The sequence below is a fragment of the Mesorhizobium sp. M4B.F.Ca.ET.203.01.1.1 genome (assembly GCF_004791025.1).
Lineage (GTDB): Bacteria > Pseudomonadota > Alphaproteobacteria > Rhizobiales > Rhizobiaceae > Mesorhizobium > Mesorhizobium abyssinicae.
In genome coordinates this window covers 118,845-138,281 of the sequence record NZ_SRUO01000005.1, presented here as the reverse complement: position 1 = coordinate 138,281, position 19,437 = coordinate 118,845, and the positions used below count along the sequence as shown (strand labels likewise).

38 protein-coding genes are annotated in these 19,437 nt (G+C 59.8%); 19 read left to right on the top strand and 19 right to left on the bottom strand.

Features of this window, described 5'->3' with window-relative positions; all coding sequences use genetic code 11:
* Positions 1–12 precede the first annotated feature (12 nt).
* The 17 genes from EN846_RS13285 to EN846_RS13230 form a co-directional block, all read right to left on the bottom strand.
* Entirely contained in the window at positions 13–531 is a 519-nt protein-coding gene (locus EN846_RS13285) for a DNA N-6-adenine-methyltransferase (protein ID WP_135913848.1), read from the bottom strand.
* Positions 528–1,856: a 3'-5' exoribonuclease gene (locus EN846_RS13280; RefSeq protein ID WP_135913849.1), complete on the bottom strand. Its 1,329-nt coding sequence runs from the start codon at positions 1,854–1,856 to the stop codon at positions 528–530. Before EN846_RS13280 ends, EN846_RS13285 begins: the two co-directional genes overlap by 4 nt.
* A gap of 1 nt (position 1,857) precedes the next feature.
* On the bottom strand, positions 1,858–2,868 hold the full coding sequence (locus EN846_RS13275) for a site-specific DNA-methyltransferase (RefSeq protein WP_245518721.1): 1,011 nt from the start codon (positions 2,866–2,868) through the stop codon (positions 1,858–1,860).
* A gap of 55 nt (positions 2,869–2,923) precedes the next feature.
* Positions 2,924–3,217: a hypothetical protein gene (locus EN846_RS35845; protein ID WP_245518720.1), complete on the bottom strand. Its 294-nt coding sequence runs from the start codon at positions 3,215–3,217 to the stop codon at positions 2,924–2,926.
* Complete coding sequence (locus EN846_RS13270) at positions 3,214–3,600, bottom strand: hypothetical protein (protein ID WP_135913851.1); 387 nt, start codon at positions 3,598–3,600, stop codon at positions 3,214–3,216. Before EN846_RS13270 ends, EN846_RS35845 begins: the two co-directional genes overlap by 4 nt.
* A gap of 3 nt (positions 3,601–3,603) precedes the next feature.
* Positions 3,604–3,780 (bottom strand): hypothetical protein, encoded by a 177-nt coding sequence (locus tag EN846_RS35130; protein ID WP_189523682.1) that lies wholly within the window; start codon positions 3,778–3,780, stop codon positions 3,604–3,606.
* Complete coding sequence (locus EN846_RS13265; protein ID WP_135913852.1) at positions 3,777–4,091, bottom strand: hypothetical protein; 315 nt, start codon at positions 4,089–4,091, stop codon at positions 3,777–3,779. The genes EN846_RS35130 and EN846_RS13265 overlap by 4 nt, the downstream gene beginning before the upstream one ends.
* 112 nt (positions 4,092–4,203) lie before the next feature.
* Positions 4,204–4,620, bottom strand: a complete 417-nt coding sequence (locus EN846_RS13260; protein WP_135913853.1) for a hypothetical protein — start codon at positions 4,618–4,620, stop codon at positions 4,204–4,206.
* Between the two features lie 49 nt (positions 4,621–4,669).
* Entirely contained in the window at positions 4,670–5,446 is a 777-nt protein-coding gene (locus EN846_RS13255; protein ID WP_135913854.1) for a hypothetical protein, read from the bottom strand.
* Positions 5,439–5,645, bottom strand: coding sequence for a hypothetical protein (locus EN846_RS13250; protein WP_135913855.1), 207 nt, complete (start codon positions 5,643–5,645; stop codon positions 5,439–5,441). Before EN846_RS13250 ends, EN846_RS13255 begins: the two co-directional genes overlap by 8 nt.
* Complete coding sequence (locus EN846_RS35125) at positions 5,645–5,812, bottom strand: hypothetical protein (protein ID WP_189523683.1); 168 nt, start codon at positions 5,810–5,812, stop codon at positions 5,645–5,647. Before EN846_RS35125 ends, EN846_RS13250 begins: the two co-directional genes overlap by 1 nt.
* Before the next feature lies 1 nt (position 5,813).
* On the bottom strand, positions 5,814–5,984 hold the full coding sequence (locus tag EN846_RS35120; RefSeq protein WP_189523684.1) for a hypothetical protein: 171 nt from the start codon (positions 5,982–5,984) through the stop codon (positions 5,814–5,816).
* A complete protein-coding gene (locus tag EN846_RS13245) occupies positions 5,984–6,337 on the bottom strand; it encodes a hypothetical protein (protein ID WP_135913856.1) in 354 nt (117 codons plus the stop codon). The genes EN846_RS35120 and EN846_RS13245 overlap by 1 nt, the downstream gene beginning before the upstream one ends.
* A gap of 54 nt (positions 6,338–6,391) precedes the next feature.
* A complete protein-coding gene (locus tag EN846_RS13240) occupies positions 6,392–6,607 on the bottom strand; it encodes a hypothetical protein (protein WP_135913857.1) in 216 nt (71 codons plus the stop codon).
* 147 nt (positions 6,608–6,754) lie between these two features.
* Entirely contained in the window at positions 6,755–6,928 is a 174-nt protein-coding gene (locus EN846_RS35115) for a hypothetical protein (RefSeq protein ID WP_189523685.1), read from the bottom strand.
* Between the two features lie 48 nt (positions 6,929–6,976).
* Positions 6,977–7,162: a hypothetical protein gene (locus tag EN846_RS13235; protein WP_135913858.1), complete on the bottom strand. Its 186-nt coding sequence runs from the start codon at positions 7,160–7,162 to the stop codon at positions 6,977–6,979.
* A gap of 568 nt (positions 7,163–7,730) precedes the next feature.
* Positions 7,731–8,108: a helix-turn-helix transcriptional regulator gene (locus tag EN846_RS13230; RefSeq protein ID WP_135913859.1), complete on the bottom strand. Its 378-nt coding sequence runs from the start codon at positions 8,106–8,108 to the stop codon at positions 7,731–7,733.
* A 94-nt stretch (positions 8,109–8,202) separates the two neighbouring features.
* Here EN846_RS13230 and EN846_RS13225 point away from each other — a divergent pair, with 94 nt between their 5' ends.
* Entirely contained in the window at positions 8,203–8,424 is a 222-nt protein-coding gene (locus EN846_RS13225; protein ID WP_135913860.1) for a helix-turn-helix transcriptional regulator, read from the top strand.
* On the opposite strand, the gene EN846_RS13220 is transcribed toward EN846_RS13225, so the two are convergent.
* Complete coding sequence (locus EN846_RS13220) at positions 8,421–8,684, bottom strand: hypothetical protein (RefSeq protein WP_135913861.1); 264 nt, start codon at positions 8,682–8,684, stop codon at positions 8,421–8,423. The two genes, EN846_RS13225 and EN846_RS13220, sit on opposite strands and share 4 nt — an antisense overlap.
* Positions 8,685–8,940: 256 nt before the next feature.
* Here EN846_RS13220 and EN846_RS13215 point away from each other — a divergent pair, with 256 nt between their 5' ends.
* Positions 8,941–9,270, top strand: a complete 330-nt coding sequence (locus tag EN846_RS13215) for a hypothetical protein (protein ID WP_135913862.1) — start codon at positions 8,941–8,943, stop codon at positions 9,268–9,270.
* A 219-nt stretch (positions 9,271–9,489) separates the two neighbouring features.
* Here EN846_RS13215 and EN846_RS13210 read toward each other — a convergent pair whose 3' ends face one another.
* Positions 9,490–9,678 carry a hypothetical protein gene (locus tag EN846_RS13210; protein WP_135913863.1) on the bottom strand — a complete coding sequence of 63 codons (189 nt, stop codon included), beginning with the start codon at positions 9,676–9,678 and terminating at the stop codon, positions 9,490–9,492.
* An 82-nt stretch (positions 9,679–9,760) separates the two neighbouring features.
* Between EN846_RS13210 and EN846_RS13205 the strand changes: the two genes are divergently transcribed.
* The 17 genes from EN846_RS13205 (at position 9,761) to EN846_RS13135 (ending at position 19,434) form a co-directional block, all read left to right on the top strand.
* Positions 9,761–10,186: a hypothetical protein gene (locus EN846_RS13205; protein WP_135913864.1), complete on the top strand. Its 426-nt coding sequence runs from the start codon at positions 9,761–9,763 to the stop codon at positions 10,184–10,186.
* Positions 10,187–10,201: 15 nt separating this feature from the next.
* Entirely contained in the window at positions 10,202–10,594 is a 393-nt protein-coding gene (locus EN846_RS13200; protein ID WP_189523686.1) for a hypothetical protein, read from the top strand.
* Between the two features lie 2 nt (positions 10,595–10,596).
* Positions 10,597–10,797 carry a hypothetical protein gene (locus tag EN846_RS13195; protein ID WP_135913865.1) on the top strand — a complete coding sequence of 67 codons (201 nt, stop codon included), beginning with the start codon at positions 10,597–10,599 and terminating at the stop codon, positions 10,795–10,797.
* The gene (locus tag EN846_RS13190; RefSeq protein WP_135913866.1) at positions 10,794–11,150 is read left to right on the top strand and encodes an endodeoxyribonuclease RusA; all 357 of its coding nucleotides are present in this window, start codon (positions 10,794–10,796) and stop codon (positions 11,148–11,150) included. Before EN846_RS13195 ends, EN846_RS13190 begins: the two co-directional genes overlap by 4 nt.
* A gap of 267 nt (positions 11,151–11,417) precedes the next feature.
* Positions 11,418–11,897, top strand: a complete 480-nt coding sequence (locus EN846_RS13185) for a hypothetical protein (protein WP_135913867.1) — start codon at positions 11,418–11,420, stop codon at positions 11,895–11,897.
* A gap of 5 nt (positions 11,898–11,902) precedes the next feature.
* Positions 11,903–12,115 (top strand): hypothetical protein, encoded by a 213-nt coding sequence (locus EN846_RS13180; RefSeq protein ID WP_135913868.1) that lies wholly within the window; start codon positions 11,903–11,905, stop codon positions 12,113–12,115.
* A gap of 205 nt (positions 12,116–12,320) precedes the next feature.
* Complete coding sequence (locus EN846_RS13175; RefSeq protein WP_135913869.1) at positions 12,321–12,962, top strand: GcrA family cell cycle regulator; 642 nt, start codon at positions 12,321–12,323, stop codon at positions 12,960–12,962.
* A gap of 295 nt (positions 12,963–13,257) precedes the next feature.
* Complete coding sequence (locus EN846_RS13170) at positions 13,258–13,800, top strand: hypothetical protein (RefSeq protein ID WP_135913870.1); 543 nt, start codon at positions 13,258–13,260, stop codon at positions 13,798–13,800.
* A gap of 221 nt (positions 13,801–14,021) precedes the next feature.
* The gene (locus EN846_RS13165) at positions 14,022–14,207 is read left to right on the top strand and encodes a hypothetical protein (RefSeq protein ID WP_135913871.1); all 186 of its coding nucleotides are present in this window, start codon (positions 14,022–14,024) and stop codon (positions 14,205–14,207) included.
* A complete protein-coding gene (locus EN846_RS35110; protein WP_189523687.1) occupies positions 14,207–14,383 on the top strand; it encodes a hypothetical protein in 177 nt (58 codons plus the stop codon). Before EN846_RS13165 ends, EN846_RS35110 begins: the two co-directional genes overlap by 1 nt.
* Positions 14,384–14,552: 169 nt before the next feature.
* Positions 14,553–16,142 carry a GDSL-type esterase/lipase family protein gene (locus EN846_RS13160; RefSeq protein ID WP_135913872.1) on the top strand — a complete coding sequence of 530 codons (1,590 nt, stop codon included), beginning with the start codon at positions 14,553–14,555 and terminating at the stop codon, positions 16,140–16,142.
* A gap of 21 nt (positions 16,143–16,163) precedes the next feature.
* The gene (locus EN846_RS13155; RefSeq protein ID WP_135913873.1) at positions 16,164–16,430 is read left to right on the top strand and encodes a hypothetical protein; all 267 of its coding nucleotides are present in this window, start codon (positions 16,164–16,166) and stop codon (positions 16,428–16,430) included.
* Positions 16,431–16,504: 74 nt separating this feature from the next.
* Positions 16,505–16,972 carry a hypothetical protein gene (locus EN846_RS13150; RefSeq protein ID WP_135913874.1) on the top strand — a complete coding sequence of 156 codons (468 nt, stop codon included), beginning with the start codon at positions 16,505–16,507 and terminating at the stop codon, positions 16,970–16,972.
* A complete protein-coding gene (locus EN846_RS35105) occupies positions 16,972–17,142 on the top strand; it encodes a hypothetical protein (RefSeq protein WP_189523688.1) in 171 nt (56 codons plus the stop codon). Before EN846_RS13150 ends, EN846_RS35105 begins: the two co-directional genes overlap by 1 nt.
* A gap of 21 nt (positions 17,143–17,163) precedes the next feature.
* Positions 17,164–17,670: a DNA-packaging protein gene (locus EN846_RS13145; protein ID WP_135913875.1), complete on the top strand. Its 507-nt coding sequence runs from the start codon at positions 17,164–17,166 to the stop codon at positions 17,668–17,670.
* On the top strand, positions 17,654–19,225 hold the full coding sequence (locus tag EN846_RS13140; protein ID WP_135913876.1) for a terminase family protein: 1,572 nt from the start codon (positions 17,654–17,656) through the stop codon (positions 19,223–19,225). Before EN846_RS13145 ends, EN846_RS13140 begins: the two co-directional genes overlap by 17 nt.
* On the top strand, positions 19,225–19,434 hold the full coding sequence (locus EN846_RS13135; protein WP_135913877.1) for a hypothetical protein: 210 nt from the start codon (positions 19,225–19,227) through the stop codon (positions 19,432–19,434). Before EN846_RS13140 ends, EN846_RS13135 begins: the two co-directional genes overlap by 1 nt.
* Positions 19,435–19,437 lie beyond the last annotated feature (3 nt).

Sequence of the window (19,437 nt, the reverse complement as noted above, 5' to 3'; positions counted from 1 at the left end):
TCCTGGTTGGGGTTAGCGGGCATTGGACGGCTCCTGGCGAGCATCAAGAATGAAGCAGGCGATGTGACGGCCGGTTCCTTTGCCTTGTGATCGATCTTCGGTGGCGAGCCAACGCACGTCGCCAAGGTTGCGGACTTCGGTGCCGATGGCGGCAAGGAGCATCAGAACCCATTTATCGACCGGGTATACGAGAACGACCGTCTTGCCCTTACGATGCTCCTCAATGGCCTTGCGAACCCATGCAGTCGGGCCTTTCTTCTTGCCCTGATGGATGATGGATCCGAACGGTGGATTGACATAGCTGGATTTGCCCCATTCGCATGTCAGGCCGTCGAAGCCTTCTGGCAGCGGGAACGGGCAAGGATCGAAGTCGAAGTTGAATTCCGCGTCCAACTCGGCATAGAGTTCGGGTGGCGTCAGCCAGTAGTGTTTCCCGTCATCGCCGTTGCCAACGTGAAACTTGTTCTCGGCCGGCGGCAATTGGTTCTGGTGTAGCGTCGGCTCAAAGCCGAACATGTCGGGTCCGCTCATCCCCGCCCTCTATCTGTCAGTGCGGAGGGGGATGCGGCGAGGGGGCCGGCGAACACGTAGATGCTGTCGCCTGGGTTCAGGTACTCGCTGTTGGTGATGCCGCTATGGACGGCTGGATCATACGCCTCACACCTCACCAAGCCATGTTGTTCGGCGGCTTCGAGTATCTCGCCGCCGCTGGCGTCGGAGCCGTCAAAGCCGACACGACACATCTCCTTCGCAAACTCGGTAAGCTCCACCATCCCCGGCACCGATACTGCGGTAGCGGCGGCGAGGGCTTCGGCGCGGGCGGCTCTGTCGCGCAAGCCTTGGATGACCTCGGCCATCGCAGTGGCGGCGCGATCCTCCTCAATCTCCTGCTTCTCCAGCGCTGCCTTCGCTTTGGCCAGTTCTGCTTGGAGGGCGGCAGGGGCGGTGGCGGGGACCAGCGGCAACAATTTTCTGCCCACAGTCGGCTCAGGCAAGCCGTCGACCAGAGCCTTCACGGCGCCGCCGTCGCTAGTGTAAACGACGCCCTTCTCGTCCATGAAAAGGATCGGCCGCTCGATCAGCCTCTCCACCTCGCCCTGTTCTATGGGTGATGCTGGACGGGTGGGGATGGACGGATCGAGCGGCAACGTGCCGAACAGATAGCAATTCCAGTTCCAATTCACACGCTTGAAATATTCCCGCGCTTCGGCTTCATCATCAAAGATCGCGTCGCCCATGTCGGCGTCTTCGAACCTGACGATGAACTTGCGCGGGGTGTGCTCGCCGTTCTTCATCGGCTGGCACCACGCCACCGGATCCGCCTCTCCTGATGGTGCTGCCGAGGAGGAGGCGAGATAGGCGAATGCGTCTCGCGTCCAAATCGCGTCGGCAAGAGCGTTATGCTCGGTAGAAGTCTGCTTGGGAAGTTCCGGGTTGCCGGCGGATTTGCGAAGCTGCTGAACGTCCATGCAGAGCATCGGCCAGCCTGCCGGAAGGTCCATCATGGTGCCGTAAAGCTGGCACAGCGCAACCCAGTCGTAATCCGCGTAGTACGCCCAAAATTCTGGCTTTTCGCCAACGAATTTGATAATCTCTTGGGCGATCTCGGCGCGCGGTTTCGTCTCCCCGGTGAGATGAGGAAGCACGTTTTGCTTCACCCATTCGCTGGCGCGAGAGCGGTCGGTCTCGGCTGGTTCGGCGTAGTAGGCTGAGCCGTCCGCCTTCACCAGTCCGATGGACAGAAGCTCGATCGTCTTGCCGTCCTCGATGAACTCGGTATCGAACCAGACGCGATTGCTAACCGCCTCAAGATCGCGTGTTGTCTCTGGGATGGCGACAGCGGGGGTGGGGGTCATGTCAAGCTACCTCTGCAAACATGCCGGCATCGCCAGTAAGGCGCTTGCGGGCCATTTCGGCATAAGCCGGGTTGAGTTCGATCAGGATGGCATTGCGCTGAAGGCGGTCGGCCACCAGGCCGGTCGTGCCAGCCCCACCAAATGGGTCTAGGACAGTGCCGCCGGTAGGACAGCCGGCCTTGATGCAGGGTTCGATCAGCGCCGGTGGAAAGGTCGCAAAGTGCGCTTCGGAGAATGGTTGCGTGGCGACTTCCCAAACGCTGCGCTTGTTGCGCAAGCCGGTGCATTGCTCTGCGCGTTCCATGGCGTCCCAGCGATCATTGAAGCCCGCGTGGCGGCGACCGTGGCCCCGCTGCTTATCGACCTTGCCGACAGCCTTTATGGTGCCGTTGGTCTTGCCGGGAACACAGGCACTGCCTGTCTGCGCTTCAACGTCCTGCGAAAGCCGCTCGACCGACGAAAGCGACATCGGCTCCTTGATCGCCTCGTTGTCGTAAAAATACTGGCGCGACTTCGACAGCATGAAGATGTATTCGTGCGCCTTGGTGCAGCGGTCCCGCACGCTCTCTGGCATTGGGTTCGGCTTTGACCAGATGATATCCTGGCGCAGATACCAGCCGTCCTCCTGAAGGGCGAAAGCAACCCGCCACGGAATGCCGATCAGGTCTTTCGGCTTCAGGCCGGGAATGGTAACGTCTTGTGGCCGCAACCCATGGCGCCGGGCCGGCTGTTTCGGGTCAACGCCACCAGCCTGGCCTTTCGCATTCTGGTAGGTATCGCCCAGGTTCAGCCATAGCGTTCCGTCATCGCGCAAGACGCGCCTGACATCGCGAAACAGACCGACCATCCCGGCGACAAACTCTGCCGGCGTTGCCTCCAAGCCCATCTGGCCGGCCACGCCATAGTCGCGAAGACCGAAGTAGGGTGGAGACGTAACGCAGCAGTTCACCGAGCCATCGGGCAGGCCGGCAAGAACCGTGCGGCAGTCGCCTTCGATGATGCGAATGCTCACGTCTCTATCCTTCCGTACATCGCCTTCCAGGGAAAGACTGGCTTGGGGGTGTTGGTCACGGTTGCACCTTTCGCGGCTGGATGCTCTCCGGGTGGACGCCGTAGCTGTTGAAGAATGTCCATTCCGGGCTATTGAGCGGGCCAATGAAGCAGATGGCGGGTCGCGGCTCCCAATAGGGCCAGCCGTCATACATGCATATTTCGATGATCGCGCGACCGTTGAACAGGTAGTCAGAGGGGTTCGACTCGGCATCGCGCCACATCTGCGGCATGTCCTTCGATGACGAATAGGTCCAGTCGATAGGGCCCATGTTTTCGCCGATGCGGACGGTTTGCGTTTCGGTCCTCATCTCATCCTCGCGTTTCGAATGATGATCTCGGCCATGGTGTTGTCACGGTCGCAGCCGTAGAGTGCTAAGGCGACTTGAAGCGGGTCGATGCCAACCGACTGCCAGTAGGCGCGTTCGTCCATTGAGTGCTGGCGGCGATGCTCTGAGGGAGAAAGCGGCACGGCCCAACGGTCATCCGCCTTCTCCGACTTGCCGCGCTCGCGCTTTCCATAGCGAGGATCGGCATAGGAGACGTGGCAGGCCTCGATCGGCCGCGCTCCTGTCACCAGGCACGGAAGCTCATGCAGCCATTTCAGGTAGCCCGCATCCTTCTTTGCCGGCCGCTTCCGATCTATCGGCGACAGGCTGAAGGCAGTTTCTTCGCGGCGAATAGCGTGAGCCATCCCTCACTCCTCCCTCAGAAACCCGGCTTCACTCAGTACGAATGAAAGCGCTTGGACCAGTTCATCGGAGAGGTGCATATATTCGACCTCATCGACCAATCGGTTGTGGAGCGCCCTGAATTCCGGTGAGCGCTCGGGCTTGCGGCGCTGGTAGGAGCGGACTTGCACGGTGCTGGTCATGGCGAAACCGTGATGAGTGCAGCGATCGCCGCCAGTTTTTGCTCATGCTTTAGGGCGTTAAGCACTAGTTGGGCGGCTTTAACTCGATCGTCAAAGCTACGAATGGCTTCCCGGTAACGCTTTTCTGCGGCAACGTGGTCCGCATCCGCCGGCAGCAGAACGTCTTGCACCGTCTTATGCGCCCGTCGCGTTGTCTGGCCGCCCGGCGTTCGAACAAGATACGTTTTGTCGGTCTCGCTCACGACCTCGCCGCGAAACCATGCCCACGTATTGGTGCATTCGAAAAGCAGCTTACCAGCGTTGTCGGTCATATACGTTCTCCGTAGCCATGTGACGGCACGCGACGTTCTGCATGGACGCTCGTATCCCGGCTGGGGAGCTTTACCGGGTGGGCGCGTCTCCAGATTTGGCGGGACTGGCGGATCATGCTGCCTCGCTCCTCTCGCTCACAAAGCCGTAGACGCGCGCCAGGAATTCCTCGGCGCTCTGGAAGAAGGCGATGAACTCGGGCTCGGCCATGCGATCCAGCGCAATGGAGGAGGGGATCGCGACCGTCATGCCGTTGGGCAGGCGCACCAGATCGACAAGGCCGGTTTCGAGCTTGATCACCTCATGAAGTTTTTCGGCGGCGATCGACATGCCTGTGGAGGCCACGGCCTCATGCAGCAGCGACCAGTAGGCGCGGAGCCTATCGAGGTTGCGCCATTCCTTGACATCGAGGCGGACGCGCTGGCCATTCGCAACGCCGTCGAGCGCGCGAAGGTCATAGTCCATCTCGGGAACCAGGCAGTTCCCCTTGCGAATGAAGCTGTATACCGGCTTGTCTGATCGCTTTGCCATGTCCCTTGGCCTTTCCGCCGGAGCCATTTGCGGCCCCGGCTTCTCTGGTTCAGCCTGCTTGAATGGTGGAAACGTAATTGCCGTTCGAGGGGCGGTCCCCTGGGAATGTGTCGTCGTCAGGCAGCCCGTTCAGGATGACTTGCTGGCGCTTGTTGATTTCCTCTCGGGCCACAGTTCGCCAGCCAAGCTCACCGTCCTGCCAGCCCTGAGCCTCGGCGATGGCGCTCCACGCTAGCTTGAACTTGTTCAACTGCGGGATGGTGGTGCATTCGAGCAATTCGCGTTCGAACTCGTCCCAGCGGTCTGGCTTGGTGATGTCGCCGATATCCTTCTTGAGAGAATGGCGGCTTGGCTTTTGTGCTGGCGCGTCTGAAAACTCATGGCGCATCGTGTTGACGTACTTGTTGTCGTCAAACAGACCCATATGGACATCAGCGCCAACGCCAAGGAATTTCAGGGCATTCGTGACCGAGTCGGTGAAAGCCTTCTTGAACGCCTCATCGTCGCTGGCGAGCCCGTATTTGTTCTTGGTAACGGCCTTGTCACCGCCGACGCCGACCAACTGGTGGCGTTCGCCTTCGTGGACGTACCAGACGGAAACGGTGCAGAAGACCAGCTTCTCATCCTCGGCGCCCTGAAGAACCTGGAACTGTGGCGCCTCGATACCCCAGCCGACACCGCAAGGGCCGAACTCTTCCGTCATACGGCGGTAAGACCACATGGGCTTGATGGCGGTTCCGGAAAAGCCGCCGCCGCGCTTGAATTGCGTGGTATGGGACGGGTCGGTCCTGCCGAGAAGATCCCAGAGTTTCGTGTTCTCAGACATCGATCGTGATCCTCTTGCGGCTTGCTTCGGACAGCATGATTTCGGTGAACACGACCTTGGCGCCCTCATGGCCATAGATGCGGGCCAAGTCGCGGAAGATGGTTCTTGCCTGGTATTCGAGAAACCCGGCGCCATAGCCATCAGAGGGCTCGTCGGCGAGCTTCAGCGCGGCATTTAGCATTTCCGTATGGTGGTCCATTATGCTGCCTGCCTTTCCGTCTCTGCCCGAGCGGCGAGCATTAGAAGCGCATCGGCTTCCTCATGCTGGTTTGCCTGCTCCAGAGCTGCTATCCATCCGAAGTAGAGTTCGCGCTGTAGCTGGCTCATGCGGATGAGGGCCATTTCCTCGATCAGGTCGCGGGGCATGTCAGTCGTCCTCACCATAGTTTTCGAGCAAATCCTCGATTGCTTCTTCCTCGGTTCGCCCGTAGCCGTAGGGGCTGTCGTCGGCGCCGAGATCATCGAACCACGCGCACCAGTCGAAGCACCGGACTGGGATGGGCGGGAACACATGCGACGTGATAACCTTCCGCTCCATCACGCAGCCTCCAACTCGCCGGCAAACCGCTCGCGCGCATCCTGGCTGGCGTAGAGAGCCGACTCGATCTTCCTGAACAGCCGCGCCTTGAACGTGGTGTTGTCCTTGGCCGGCCACGGCAGGAGCAGCACGGCATCGGTGCGCTTCATGACGGTCAGGCTGTAGCCCTTGAGCGTCTGGCGCTCTCGCTTTTGCCCGTTGATTGCGATATTCTTGACGTAGAAATCGCCGTCACGCGGGTCGTTCAGCGCAAGCTCTGCAGTTCCCCAGAACGAGCCGAAGTGAACCCCGTCCTCTTCGATCTCGATATCTTCGAACTCGTATTCGACGCTGAAGTCATCGCAAGCGCTCATCTTCGTTTTCCTTCTCTCCCCGATCTGTGAAGCGAATGGGGGATGGTTGGGGGTTCAGGGGGCGGGTTTGCGATGGATGTCGTGGTTGCGGATCGTCGCGGCGACCTCCAAGGCGGTCCACATCTTGCGCAGGACAGCTAGGCGATCGAATTCTTGCGCCATCCATTCGTATGGGCTGATGGTCTCGTCCCCGGAACTTTCCGCGTGAGCAACACCATCCTTGAACCCGTCGCCGTAGCCGCGCATGTAGTCTTCCTTGCGCTGGCTCATCTCTCTGTTCCTTTCTTCCATCTCAGCGAAGAGATGATGTGGGGTTGGTGGTTCAAGCCTACGGACGCGTCCCGAGCCAGAGCAGCAGGGCGTCGAGTGCGATCACCGCAATCGCTGCGCACCAGTAAGCCTGTTCAGATATTTCAATCACCGCCACGCCACCGGCTTGACGCTTGTGGTCAGAGAGTCGAGCAACCGGCCTGTGATGCGGCTGACGAGGTAGCGAGCCTCGTATTCGCTCTCGGCTTCGATGCGCCTGACGAGTTCTCCGCTGTAGGTCGTACAAACCGTGTAGATGCGGGTTTTGGCTGCTGCGCTCATCTTCGTATCTCCCTATCTTCGGCGCCGGGTGGCAGAGTGGGGTGGTGGTTAGGCCGGGAAGTGCCGGGAGACCCAAGCCGTGGCGCGGCGGTCGGCCTCGTCCTCGTCGGCAAGCTGGCGAAGGTTGTCGGCGGCAAGCTCGACCGCATCGCGGATCGAGGCAGCGGAATAAAGAGCCGAAGCGAGAAGCTGCTTGCGGACGGCGCGGGCATTCTTGAGCAAGGCGGTTGTCATTGCGATCTCCCTATCTCTGAGAGACATATTCGCACAAAATGCGAAATAGGCAATAGGGCAAAGTACGATTTATCGCAGAAAGTGCGAATTATTTTCTTGAACGCCGGAATCGCCTGTGGCAGAAAAGGAAAAGCCCCGCGCGTTGACGAGACGCCGGGGCGAGCTGATGGTGAATTTCTTTGGCGAGACCTGCAACCATCAACTGGTAGCTTTGTTATAACATTACGCTGCTGCTGTCAAGGCGTCGCCATCGGGTTGCCGGTCCTTCCACAAAACCGGCGCATGCGGAGATGCCGCTCATCGAGGGCTAACCCGCATAGGAAAGTGCATAAGGTGAGACACGCGGGCTCGGACGGCCCTGAGCGCCCCGCAAGGGTGGATAAACGACGAAAGCGGTGAGGTTTGGGCGCCAATGCCCGATCTACCAGGAGCGCAAGACCCTCAGGAGCCGCCGGGAGCATCCGGCATCCATCTTGGTCGATAATGTGTGTCGAGCCTGTAGGCTACAGAACTGCGGAATCGGATGGGACAGACGTGAGCTACCTCACCCTCCGTCTTTGATATCCTATTACCCATTGGTACCAGTTCGGCCCCAAGCCTTTTGCATCATTTCAACGATCGCCCTTTTCTCTTCCTCGGAACGGCCCCTGAAAAATCGGGTCATCCAATCGTCAAGAGGATGGCGAAGAAGGGATTCCGGCTCGGTCTCCAGAAAGGCGGCAATCCTGACCAGCTCATCATTGTGGGGCTTCTGGCCTTTCAGCCATCGGTAAACCTGGCTGGGGGTCGAGAGGTCCAAAGCCTCCACCATGTCCTTCACGGTCTTCTCCCGATGCTCCATCCACTCGCCGATATAATGGATCTTGAGTTCGGACGGCTTCGAGGGATCGAACGCCGGTTCAATGTTGGCGCGTGGTTTGGTGCGTAGGCGGACAGGCTTTGGCATGTCGCAGATTTTACCAAAGCGGAAAAACGTGTCGTCTGCACAACGTGCGAACTTTGCTCTTTACATTATTCGCATAATCTGCGAAATGTAGGGAATGCCAACCAAAACCGCTTTCGCCTCCTTCAGGAAAAAAGGCACCGCCAAGCGCAAGCTTGACGAGGTTGCCGCACTCTTCGGCGTCAACAAGGCCACGATCATCCGATGGGAGAACGGGGAGGTTCCGCTCCCCGCCAAGCGCCTTAAGGAATTTGAGGACATCACCGGCATCCCGCGCCAGCAACTCCGTCCCGACCTGTTCGAGGGGATGGATGCCTAATGCGCCAGCACCCTCAGTCGCTCGCATCCAGAGCAGGAAATCCCAAGAGCCTTCATCGTGGAGGGTATCAGGGACTTCACAGTCTCGGACGAGATCACCAGCCTGGCGACGATCACGCATTCGTCGGAGATGCCATCCAAGGACCGCTGCGTGACATAGAAAGTCATGCGGAGGTTCCCGTTTCCAAGATCCTCTGGCTGCAAGCGTCCGGTGACGAAGGTATCCGGCACAATGGCCGGCTCGACAAGGGCAATGCCCATGGTTGCCTCCCAAACCTGCGGGGAGGTTGTTGGTATTGTTCCCCGCACGTTCAGGCTGAGACATTTCTGGACACGTTCGCAAGCGCGCTTTCAGATTTTCTAACACTCACCTGTGGAAAAGGTAACGGTCGCGTTAACGGCTGCAATCTCGGCGTGAACGTTTCGCGTCCTGCTTTAGTTAGGAGCCGCTAATGCCTTGCGGCTGCAAAGAAATATCTGTCGCGTCAATAACAGATGATGCAAGCGGGAGGCGCGCATGAGCTACGCAAGCTGGCACGTCGGCATGAAGGTGGTTTGCGTTGACGATCAACCAGCGCATGTGGACCGCTATCCATACAGGGCCAGGATGGGCACGCCACTCAAGGCCGGCCAAGTCTACACCATCAGGGCCTTCCAGACGGACGGAGAGGGAGTACTCGGAGTTCTTCTCCAAGAGGCAACATCGAATCTGAAGCGCCTGAAGGACGGCAGAGAACGTCCCTTCGGCATTGAGCGGTTCCGTCCCGTCAAGCGCCATAAGACATCCATCGAAGTATTCAACCGTATCCTTCGCAATCCGCACGTTCGGATTAAGGAGGACGCGTGACATCACCAATCCTCTGGAGCGTGTCTTTTCGCGCGATCTGTCAGCAAGGGCTCGTCCAAGGTAGGGCGCGCGGTGTCCTTGTACCTCTGACTGAAACTTCCTCCCCCGAAATCCGCGCGTCCGCCACCCCCTTCCAATCCGCTGCATGGTTCCCCTTGGGCAGCGTGATCGCCAGCATCCTCCCTGTCTGGCGTAGACTGGCCCGCCGCTTGAAGCGCATTAACCCCTGTCGCTCTCGCCAGCCGCCTTTTCGTCCGGGGACAGCGGACGATCCTGAATTTCTGCCGGCCCCAAGCACCCGCCGGCAAGGTGTTTTCGTTTCTTCGCATTCCGTTCGTCGATCATTGCAGTGAGGCGGCGAACAGCATCACCCACGCTTTCCGTTTCTCTCCAGTTGTCGTGGGTCAAGTACATCTTTCCCAATCCGCCAGCGGCGCTGGCTTAGTTGCTCACTTCGAACGCCACGAAGGTAGCAAGAGGAAAATTCCAAATGGCGGAAAACCAGAGGCGCGACCGGGAAATTCCACGGCGCGATAGAGAAATGATGCGAGTAGAGAGCATCCAGTTGGAAATGGCTTCAGCCGTCCGTTTGTTGGGTGGGGACGGCTCGGCCAAAGAGCAAGTCAGGAAGGCAGCGCGTGCGGCGCGCCTGCCTCACACGGTGGTCGAAAGACTGCGGTGGAAGAAGATCAAGCGGGTGCCCGCTGATCTCGCGGATGCCATCCGTGAGGCCGTCGAGCGCCACAACGAGGAGGGTTTGGATCGTGCCAGACATGAAGCATTCATCGCCAGACAACAGGCGGCCGTCCTTGCTGCGCGCCTGCGTGAAATCGGTGGCGATCGCTACGGGCCGGAAATTGATCGCCTGGGGCTCGGGCGCTCAGACACTCGGGACAGCATTGATCGCATGGGCTGAGAAAGAGGAACCGAAATGAATATCAAGCGAGCACTGATTGCATCTGCGCTGATCGGCTCTGCCACCGTCATCGCCGCGTGCACCAATGAAGCCAACGTCGCCAGCAAGAACCTTTCGACCGCTGCCGACATGTTCGAGATCAATCGTCGCATCGTTTTCTATAACGGCATCACCGGCGACTACATCCTGACCGTTGAGGGGCTTTGCTCCCTCGGCAACTTCGATGGTTTGCGGCAACTGTCGGTCACATGCAAAACCGGCCCCAACGCCTACAAGAAACACTTCCTGGGCCTCTCAGACAACGTGACGTATTTCGCGGAGCAGATCGAGGCGGCCGGCGTCAGCACCTATCACTATCGAGTGGTGTTCAAGCCATCCACGATCATCCCCGACATCGATGTGAGGTAGCCATGAAACACCACCGCTTCATCGCCCATGACGGGCTTGTCTACAACTACGACACATCAACCGGGCACTACGAACCGGAGATCGAGGAAGAAACCCGCATACCCCTCTGGCGCGGGCTGATCCCTATCGTGCTTGTCGGCTTCGGTGCTGCATTTGGCGCGGCGTATTGCCTGTATAGGGCCTGCGAGGCGCTGCTGGGATGATCCGCGTTGACCTCCCGTGGCCGCCACGCGAATTGCACCCGAATGCCAGGGTGCATTGGTCGAAGCGCGCCAAGGCAGCAAAGCAGTGTCGCACGCTCGGCTGGGGCATGACGCTTACAGCCGGTGTTCGGCGCAATGATCCAGACATTCCGCAGGATCTGAAGGTGACGGCAATCTTCTCGCCGCCTGACAATCGCCGCCGCGACGTGGACGGCATGCTGTCATCCATCAAAAGCTATCTCGACGGCATCGCCGACGTGATCGGCGTGGACGACAGCAAGTGGCAGATCGCCATCAGGCGGGAAGCGCCTCGCAAGGGCGGCGCCGTGCGCATTGAACTGGAGGCAGCATGACCGACTTCGATGCTTTCTGGTCAGCCTATCCGCGCCGAGTGGCAAAGGGCCACGCCAGATCGGCGTTCGACAAAGCCATTCGCAAGACGACGCTCGAAACCATGCTGGCGGCAATCGCAGACTACATCCGCTTCAAGCCAGAGCGCATCGACTTCAAGCACCCCGCGACATGGCTCAATGGCGAATGCTGGGACGATGAGTGGGCCACCGTTCCAAGGGAAACAAGCCGCAGACGCACTTTCACAGATGTCGCGATGGACAGGTTCAATGGATCAGCAAGCGTATCTCGAACTGACACGGATGTTGGAGGGGTTTCCGCTGACGGCAGGGAACCCAGACCTGACGATCAGCGCCTTCGAATTGGCTATTCAGGGCCTATCACCAGCAGCCATCATTGAGGCAGCGAGGCGGTTCAATGCAGGCCTTGTCGAGGGACAATCGGCTGACTACGCCCCGACGCCCGCAAGGTTCGCTCAGGAAGCCCGCAAGCGTCAGGAACACGCCAACCCGAAGCCGCAGAGATCCTTGCCGGTTCCTCGCTATTTTCCCGGCCCGCTGGCGCCGTTCCAAATCAGGCAGCAGAAGCGCTTGGCCGAGAATGCCAACCGCAAGGTCCTCTTCGAAGGCATCAATTTCGACCAGTGGAAAAAACTGAGCGCCAACAAGGAAGTCCCGACCGGGGCGATCTGGATTGCATCGCTAGGCATCGTCTACGGGCCGGCCAATTCTCAAGCAGCAGCGGAGTAACCACCATGCTAGTCGCTTACGCAGGGAAGCTATACGACGAGGAGGAGCAATACGCTCATCCGATGCAGATCAACGCTTACGACAAGTTCATGGCGGGCTGGGATACGCAACGATTGGCGGCCCGCTACCACGTCAAGGAACGCACTGCACTTCGTTGGGTCAACAATGAGCGCAGCCGTCGCCACGGCCTCCCCAGCCCCTACGGTGAGCGGCCATGAGCACTGATCATAAGCGCAGGCGCAATGCGGACAACCGAGCCATGACGGCAGCAAAGAAGGCCGCCGGCCTTACCTATGCCAGTAGGATTGATGCTGCAGATGTGGCGGCTCGCCTTGCCGAGATTCCTCCGGACACCCGCAGCCTCACAGGCAGGATGTTTGGCGATCCACTCCCTGGTAGGTCAGCCCTTGCGAGGCATCGCTGATGGAAACGAGTTGGACCCCTGAAGAAACCTCGCAACTGATGCAGATGATCGAGGAAGGTCGCAGCGCCGCCAAGGCTGCAAGAGTTATGGGCCGATCGCGATCTGCGGTGCTGTCGCGCGCTCGCCGCATGAATGTCAGGTTTAACGGCAAGCCAGCAGGGGGCGGCCTTGTTCGGTTCTCTGCCGAAGAGGACAGGACTATTCGAGAAATGGCGTTCGCCGGCAAGTCTGGCCGGGATATCGCCGAGGCGCTGGGCAGGACGCGCTCTTCCGCTATGAAGCGCGCTAACCGCCTCGGCTGCAAGCTTTGGGGCAAGAATGGGCCTCGTAATGTAGCCCAGCCAAAAGCCCGGGTTGTCAAGCCGCATCCGAGCACCATCGCCATCAAGAGAGAATCGCGCACTCGCGACCCAGGCTTGGCCGCCTATGCGGTTTCATCTGTGGGGCCATTCGTTTGCGGCAAACCGCTGATGATGCTCAACGCCAATGAATGCCGCTGGCCGGTCAATGATGCGGGCCGCGACGAATTGCACCTGTTCTGCGGCCACCCAACTGAGACCTCATATTGCGAGCATCACGCAAGCCGCGCCGTCCAGCCTCGCACCAACAGGTTTGGCGTCCTTCACGAACCGCAATCCTAACGGGGACAGCATGGCAAAGGCAGCTCCTGAATGCAGCAACTGTAAATTCTGGGGAACGATTTCGGACCCGGCACCCTGCAGGCGTCGAGCGCCAAACGCCAACTCAGACGGCAGAGCTAATTGGCCCATCACCAATAGGTCGGATTGGTGCGGCGGACATGAATACCGCCCCTGCGAGCACGTCTGGGACAAGCAGTGGATTGTCGATCACTCAAATCCCAAGGTGCGGCTCCCATGCTGCAGCAAATGCAGTGCAGTTTTGGGCATCGACGCGTAAGACAGCGAGGATAGCGCTATGACGTGGTACGCGATCAGGACATCAGCCGGCGCTCAGATGCCGCAACGCGAATTCGCCGTCGAGACGACGCGGAGCGTGAAGGGCTATCGCATCGTCCCCAGCCTCAACGCCAGCGTCTCGGCGATCGAGCGCGCGCTGACCGATGCCGGGTTCATCCACTACATGCCGGCCGAAAAGCGATTGATCCGAGATCGGCGCCGCACCGATCTCTGGAAGGCAAGGCGGTTCGCGCTCCTAACCGGCTATGTGTTCATCAAGGGACCGTGCAACTTCCTCAAGCTCCAGGAAGTGCCGGGTGTGGCTGGTATCGTCGGCGTTGCCGGGCAGCCGCTTCCCATAGCGCTGGGGGATATCCTGGTGTTGCGCACGGCAGAGGCGCTGTCTGAAGCCGACTTCGACCGGCAGGCCCTCAACAAGCAGAAGGCCATCCGCAAGCGCGCCCGCAATCTCGGCGACAAGAAGCTTATGCGACTGGTCGATAGCCTCAACTCTTCCGGGCTTACAACCATCGGAATCGACGGCACGCTTCTGGTTGCATAGGGGCTTGCAATAGAAAACTTTCGCCTGTATATTTTCTGGAGGTGATTTGGGCGACAGGGACACGTCACGGCTCATCAGCGGGAAATTCACCTTCCCAGCGCTCACCACCTCTTTGCCAAAATCCACCCTTTGCAGGCACCGGACATCGCCGTGAACGGCATTGCCTACGGGTAAGCGCTCCCGATCGCGTGGAGCCGCCTGCAAACCCACAGCGAGGCACGATGAACGAAGATGCGCAGCGCTACGACGCATTCGTTGCCGGCCTTAACCGCGTCACGGACAACGACATCCTGGCAAATGACCTGATGCGCGCCTTTCGCAAGATGCAGGAGAGCCAAGCGCCGATGGAGCCGGAATTCGCGGCTGCTCTCTATTCGAACCGCGCCGAACTCTACCGGCTTTTCTGATGGGCGAACCCCGCCAGATCGAGAACACCGCCAAGCGAGAGATCAACCGCTTCCGCCAGCAGCAGTCCAAGGCTGCGCTGAACAACGCGATCATGCTGATGGCGCACGATTTCAGCTTGGCAGAAGTTGCCGAAATCCTCCGCGCTCATGCGGATCAGATCGAAGAATTCGGCTGACCCCTGTGAATATTTTGATCGGCATCGCCGTCATCGGCGCGTGCATCGCAAGTTTAATCATCGTCGCAGGTTGGGTCGGCAGCGCTTTGTGCAGCGTCGGGAACGGCCTCACCAAACGGGGTTGAGCATGTCAACCCTTCTGAAGGATCCGATTGGGAGAGGTGGCTAAGTGGCACTGCTGCGCTCTCCAGTTCGATCAGCCATAAGGGGTCCAGTCTCCGGGCCCCTCGCAGATAAATGGGCGTCGTCGGTCTCGCAGCTCGCCGCTGGTGCGCTCGTCGTCTTCATGGGCGACAGCATTCTGGAATACAACAACGGCGCCTCCTCTGGCGTCTCGAACTTCAACATCACCGCCAACAATCAAGGCGAGCTTCAGCAGTGCCTGGCGCAGGATCCCCGGTTCAACATCGACACATGGCCGGCGGCCGACACCTATGACGTTCCCTATGGTCGCGGCTTCTACGGCGCCGATCAGGGCTATGCCGGGCAGACCTCGGACACGGTGCTGGCGCGCAAGTCGAACGGCCTGTCGCAAAGCGCCGATCTCTACGTCTGGGCGGCTGGCACCAATGACGGCCTCGAGAACGGTTCGGCGCAGACCAGTTGCATCGCCAACGCGCAATCCTTCGCCAACGATGTCATCGCGGCCGGCAAGAGGCTCCTGATCATCGGTGTACGCCCGACAGGAACGGCGCAGAACACCGCGCAACGCATCGCGGGTCGCAAGGCTGTCAATCTCGGCTTCAAGGCCATCGCTGACGCCAACCCCGGCAAGGTGGACTTCATCGACCTGTGGAGTGCCTACGACCCGAACGCCGACGACATCGTTGATGTGGCGTTCATGGCTGACGCACTGCACCCGACAGCAGCGGGTGCCTACGCAGCATCGGCCCTGTTGCTGCCCAAACTGCAGTCGATCATCGCAGCCGGCGACATCATGGCGCTCAACGGCAATTCCGAACTGTGCCCGGCCATTGCCGGTTCGGGCGGAACGAACTCGGTTGGCGCCAACCTGACAGGAACAGTCCCGGCTGGCTGGACGATCGAATATGCTTCCGGCACGACCGCGACAGCCGTCTCGTCGGTCTCAAATGGAGTGTGGACGCTGGATATCACACCAGGCGCGAGCGCCTCGACCTTCCGCATCCGCCCGACAACGAATGTCACGGTTGTTTCAGGCACCGACTGGGTGAAGATGTCGGCCGACGTGCAGTCTGGTGGCGTCATCGTCTCCCGCATAGAGGACAACCTCAACGTCGCCAACTACTTCGCGGCCGGCTTCCTGCTCGATCCCGCAGTGCAGGCGATCCGCGCGAAGTCGATCACGCCTGTCTGGCTCGCCAAGTCAACGGCGGTGCGTCCAACGGTTCGCGTTGCGGCTGCGGCTGGCGCCGGAGCGTTCACTGCCACCATCTACAGCATCTCATGCAAGAAGCAGACCAGCCCGCGCACACAACGCAATGCAGGCTCTGTGCCCACGGTGAGCGTGGCCCCGACAGCGCCGACCGGGACGCTGACTGTCGGTTCGGTCCTCACGGCCAACGACGGGACGTGGACCAACAATTCGGGCAGCATCGCGCAGACGCTCGGCTATCGCTGGTATCGCAACGGCGCGTTTATCTCGTCAACCACAGGTGTGGCCAAGACCTACACGCTTGTCGCGGGCGACAGCGGGACCACAATCACGTGCGGCGTGTCGGCGGCAAATCCTGCCGGCCGTGGTGCAGAAAGCATTTCTCCAGGCGTCGTCATCGCCTGATCAACCGATAGGGGCCTAAAAATGGCAACTGGCACCACAAGCGGAACCGGCGCCCTTACGGCAGTCGGCCCGAACTACAAGTTCGCGATCAAGATGGACTTCGGCACCGGCTCCGTGGACATCGAAGAGAAGATGCCGTCTGGCAACTGGATCAAGGTCGTCACGGCCATCACCGCAGACTATTCGAACGTCTGGGAATCGCCGGCAATGACCACGATCCGCCTCAATGTCACCTCGCACTCGGCACCCATTGAGTGGGCCGTCATCCCCGGCGATCTGAAATCCTGAAATCCTGCCTAAGAGCAGTGTAGCCGCCCGCCTCGGAAGCGGGCTTTTCACGGTCAAGCAAAGGATAAACGCAAATGACCACTCAGCCCCGCACCTTCAAGTCAATCATGGGCAAGCGCCTTGGCGTCGGTGCCTACGGCCAGCTCGCCGCGCAGAACCCGACTGCCGTCCTCGACATCACGCCCAAGTGCGTTGACGCCTCGATCACGGTTGGCGCCGAAGCCGCCGACGTGCGCGCCATCACCATCACGCTCAAGGATGTTCACGGCAACGCGATCGATTACGCCGAGACCGTCGATATTGTGATGCTGCTCAACTCGGGCGGCACCGACTTCGTGGCCACTGGCGGTTCCACCGGCATTGCCATCGGCGCCTCGGGCAAGCTTCTGGCCATCGTCGCCAAGAAGGTGTTCAAGGCCATCTCGACCACCTCGGGCGTCATCGCTCTCACCTGGACGGACACCGGAACCGAAGCAGCGTTCCTCGGCCTCTATCTGCCGAATGGTACGCGCGTCATCTCGTCCACGCTCCAGAACGCTTAATGAACCCACTCGCCAAGCGGCGCGCAACACTCTCCCCGGCAGAACAGCGCCAGGCACAAGAGGAAGCGCGCCGCCAGATCGCACTGGCCGTCTCCATAGCGGAGAAGAAGGCCAGGCAAGAGACGCAACAGGAAGTCCTCGAAGCGCTCTTTGCGGTCAAGGGCGAGTGAACCGGCTTGGAGGCAACAAGCTTGTCGGCACCACTTGGGAACAAGTTCTGGGAGGCCCGCAGCTCACACGGACGGGCTCCAATCTTCGCGACTCCGGATGATCTGTGGGCCGGTGCCTGTGAATATTTCGCATGGGTGGAGGCCAATCCGCTCTGGGAAGATAAGGTCACATCCTACCAGGGCGCAAATACGCACGAACCGATCGCTAAGATGCGAGCGATGACCGTTACGGGTTTGTGCATCTTCCTCGATATCAGCCGGCAGGCATGGTCTGAGTATCGCGAGCGCGAAGGTTTTGGTGACATCACCGCGCGCATAGACGATATCATTCGCACACAGAAGTTTGAGGGCGCATCGGCTGAGTTGCTGAACGCCAACATCATCGCCCGCGATTTGGGCCTAGCCGACAAATCAGAGATCACAGGCAGGGACGGCGGCCCAATCCGTACAGATGTGACCGACCGGGATCTTGCTAGGGCCGTGGCGCTCCTGTTCTCGGAAGCTATGGTAAATGACGCAGCCGGTTGATCTGCGCCAAATTGAGGCGTTGATTGCGAAGTTGTCGGGCAAGCAGAAGGACAGCCTGAAGTCTCTCGTCGCGCCGAAGCTGGCGATGGCGTTCAAACCTAACCCTGGCCCGCAAACGGACGCGTACTATTCCGACGCGGACGAGTTGTTTTACGGCGGCGCGGCCGGCGGCGGCAAGTCGGCATTGATTTGCGGCTTGGCGATTAACGAGTTCTCGCATAGCCACATCTTCCGACGTGAGGCCACGCAGTTACGCGGCATTGTCGAAGAATTGCGTCGCATCGTTGGGTCTTCTGACGGCTTCAATGGCCAGGATAAAATCTGGAAGTTGCCAGACGGCAAGATGATCGAGTTGGCCGGCGTTAAGGACGAGGCCGATAAGGAGAAATGGCAGGGGCGAGCCGCCCCGCTCAAGGCATTTGATGAGATCACCCAGTTCAGCGAAAGCCAGTTCCGCTACATCATCGGCTGGAATCGTTCGGCCGGCGGCGAAAGGTGCCGTGTTATCGCCACGGGAAACCCGCCCACAACGTCGGATGGCTATTGGGTGACCAAGTATTGGGGTGCCTGGCTAGACCCAACGCACCCGAACCCGGCAAAGCCAGGCGAATTGCGCTGGTACACGACAATCAAGGGCGAGGATGTCGAGTGTGACGGCCCCGATCAGATCGAGGTTGATGGTAAGCCGGTAAAGCCTCGGTCAAGGACGTTCATTCCGTCCAGGCTTGAAGATAACCCCGACTTGATGGAAACGGATTACGCCTCTGTTCTTGAGGCAATGCCTGAAGAGTTGCGCATCCGGCTTCGTGAAGGCCGCTTCGATGCGGCGATCAAGGATACTGCGTTCCAGGTGATCCCAACAGAGTGGATCAGGGCGGCGCAAGCGCGCTGGACGCCAGAGCCCCCCAAGGGCGTCGGGATGTCCGTTCTGAGCCATGACGTTGCGCTCGGAGGCGGGGACGCCAACGCCTATGCCAGACGGCATGGTCATTGGTACGACGAGATTGTATCGGAAAAGCTCAAGGGTTTGGTTGACCCGATCGACCTTGCCGCGCGTGACCTTTCGCTGATGCGGGATGGTTGCCCGATCGTCATCGACATGGGCGGTGGCTACGGGTCGGGCGTCTATTCGCACCTGAAAAACAACGTTCAGAGCCTCACGCTCTATGGGCACAACGGCTCCTCGGAGAGCAAGAAGCGAGCCCGCGACGGCAAGCTTAAATTCACCAACAAGCGGGCCGAGGTCTGGTGGCTGTTCCGCGAGGCGCTGGAGCCAAATCTGGGTGAGCCAATAGCGCTCCCGCCCGATCCTGAACTGCTGGCTGATCTAGCAGCCCCGACGTGGAAGTTGGGTAAGAACGGCATCCTGATCGAAGCCAAGGAAGACATCAAGAAACGGCTCGGCCGCTCCCCCGACAAAGGCGATTGCGTCGTCAATGCCTGGGGGTACGGCGAGAGCAGCGTGTCGGCACGCATTCGCACCCACTCCAATGCAAACGGCCGGCGGCCAACTGTGGTCCTCGGTCATTCCAACATGAAGAAACGGAGAGCCTGATGAGCGGTCTTTTCGGCAGCAAGCCAAAGGTGGCCGATCCCACCCCCATGCCCGTACCGGACGATGCAGCCTCCAAGGCCGCCGACCTCCGCCAGCGCCAACAGGTTGCAGCGCGCACCGGTCGCGCATCCACGATGCTGTCGCGCCAGAATGGTGGGCAGGCTGGTACCACGAGCTACGGCAATAGTTTGCTAGGCCAAGCCGGTTGACAT

Coding starts and splice junctions, on each gene's coding strand:
- EN846_RS13235 (WP_135913858.1), bottom strand. CDS start 7,162: ATGACAACCGCCTTGCTCAAGAATGCCCGCGCCGTCCGCAAGCAGCTT.
- EN846_RS13190 (WP_135913866.1), top strand. CDS start 10,794: ATGATCCGCGTTGACCTCCCGTGGCCGCCACGCGAATTGCACCCGAAT.
- EN846_RS13150 (WP_135913874.1), top strand. CDS start 16,505: ATGACCACTCAGCCCCGCACCTTCAAGTCAATCATGGGCAAGCGCCTT.
- EN846_RS13250 (WP_135913855.1), bottom strand. CDS start 5,645: ATGGACCACCATACGGAAATGCTAAATGCCGCGCTGAAGCTCGCCGAC.
- EN846_RS13270 (WP_135913851.1), bottom strand. CDS start 3,600: ATGGCTCACGCTATTCGCCGCGAAGAAACTGCCTTCAGCCTGTCGCCG.
- EN846_RS35110 (WP_189523687.1), top strand. CDS start 14,207: ATGGGCGAACCCCGCCAGATCGAGAACACCGCCAAGCGAGAGATCAAC.
- EN846_RS13240 (WP_135913857.1), bottom strand. CDS start 6,607: ATGAGCCAGCGCAAGGAAGACTACATGCGCGGCTACGGCGACGGGTTC.
- EN846_RS13230 (WP_135913859.1), bottom strand. CDS start 8,108: ATGCCAAAGCCTGTCCGCCTACGCACCAAACCACGCGCCAACATTGAA.
- EN846_RS13185 (WP_135913867.1), top strand. CDS start 11,418: ATGGATCAGCAAGCGTATCTCGAACTGACACGGATGTTGGAGGGGTTT.
- EN846_RS13180 (WP_135913868.1), top strand. CDS start 11,903: ATGCTAGTCGCTTACGCAGGGAAGCTATACGACGAGGAGGAGCAATAC.
- EN846_RS35115 (WP_189523685.1), bottom strand. CDS start 6,928: ATGAGCGCAGCAGCCAAAACCCGCATCTACACGGTTTGTACGACCTAC.
- EN846_RS13285 (WP_135913848.1), bottom strand. CDS start 531: ATGAGCGGACCCGACATGTTCGGCTTTGAGCCGACGCTACACCAGAAC.
- EN846_RS13165 (WP_135913871.1), top strand. CDS start 14,022: ATGAACGAAGATGCGCAGCGCTACGACGCATTCGTTGCCGGCCTTAAC.
- EN846_RS13280 (WP_135913849.1), bottom strand. CDS start 1,856: ATGACCCCCACCCCCGCTGTCGCCATCCCAGAGACAACACGCGATCTT.
- EN846_RS13205 (WP_135913864.1), top strand. CDS start 9,761: ATGGCGGAAAACCAGAGGCGCGACCGGGAAATTCCACGGCGCGATAGA.
- EN846_RS35120 (WP_189523684.1), bottom strand. CDS start 5,984: ATGGAGCGGAAGGTTATCACGTCGCATGTGTTCCCGCCCATCCCAGTC.
- EN846_RS35125 (WP_189523683.1), bottom strand. CDS start 5,812: ATGCCCCGCGACCTGATCGAGGAAATGGCCCTCATCCGCATGAGCCAG.
- EN846_RS13175 (WP_135913869.1), top strand. CDS start 12,321: ATGGAAACGAGTTGGACCCCTGAAGAAACCTCGCAACTGATGCAGATG.
- EN846_RS35845 (WP_245518720.1), bottom strand. CDS start 3,217: ATGAGGACCGAAACGCAAACCGTCCGCATCGGCGAAAACATGGGCCCT.
- EN846_RS13245 (WP_135913856.1), bottom strand. CDS start 6,337: ATGAGCGCTTGCGATGACTTCAGCGTCGAATACGAGTTCGAAGATATC.
- EN846_RS13220 (WP_135913861.1), bottom strand. CDS start 8,684: ATGGGCATTGCCCTTGTCGAGCCGGCCATTGTGCCGGATACCTTCGTC.
- EN846_RS13195 (WP_135913865.1), top strand. CDS start 10,597: ATGAAACACCACCGCTTCATCGCCCATGACGGGCTTGTCTACAACTAC.
- EN846_RS35105 (WP_189523688.1), top strand. CDS start 16,972: ATGAACCCACTCGCCAAGCGGCGCGCAACACTCTCCCCGGCAGAACAG.
- EN846_RS13265 (WP_135913852.1), bottom strand. CDS start 4,091: ATGACCGACAACGCTGGTAAGCTGCTTTTCGAATGCACCAATACGTGG.
- EN846_RS13155 (WP_135913873.1), top strand. CDS start 16,164: ATGGCAACTGGCACCACAAGCGGAACCGGCGCCCTTACGGCAGTCGGC.
- EN846_RS13215 (WP_135913862.1), top strand. CDS start 8,941: ATGAGCTACGCAAGCTGGCACGTCGGCATGAAGGTGGTTTGCGTTGAC.
- EN846_RS13135 (WP_135913877.1), top strand. CDS start 19,225: ATGAGCGGTCTTTTCGGCAGCAAGCCAAAGGTGGCCGATCCCACCCCC.
- EN846_RS13255 (WP_135913854.1), bottom strand. CDS start 5,446: ATGTCTGAGAACACGAAACTCTGGGATCTTCTCGGCAGGACCGACCCG.
- EN846_RS13170 (WP_135913870.1), top strand. CDS start 13,258: ATGACGTGGTACGCGATCAGGACATCAGCCGGCGCTCAGATGCCGCAA.
- EN846_RS13140 (WP_135913876.1), top strand. CDS start 17,654: ATGACGCAGCCGGTTGATCTGCGCCAAATTGAGGCGTTGATTGCGAAG.
- EN846_RS35130 (WP_189523682.1), bottom strand. CDS start 3,780: ATGACCAGCACCGTGCAAGTCCGCTCCTACCAGCGCCGCAAGCCCGAG.
- EN846_RS13260 (WP_135913853.1), bottom strand. CDS start 4,620: ATGGCAAAGCGATCAGACAAGCCGGTATACAGCTTCATTCGCAAGGGG.
- EN846_RS13200 (WP_189523686.1), top strand. CDS start 10,202: ATGAATATCAAGCGAGCACTGATTGCATCTGCGCTGATCGGCTCTGCC.
- EN846_RS13225 (WP_135913860.1), top strand. CDS start 8,203: ATGCCAACCAAAACCGCTTTCGCCTCCTTCAGGAAAAAAGGCACCGCC.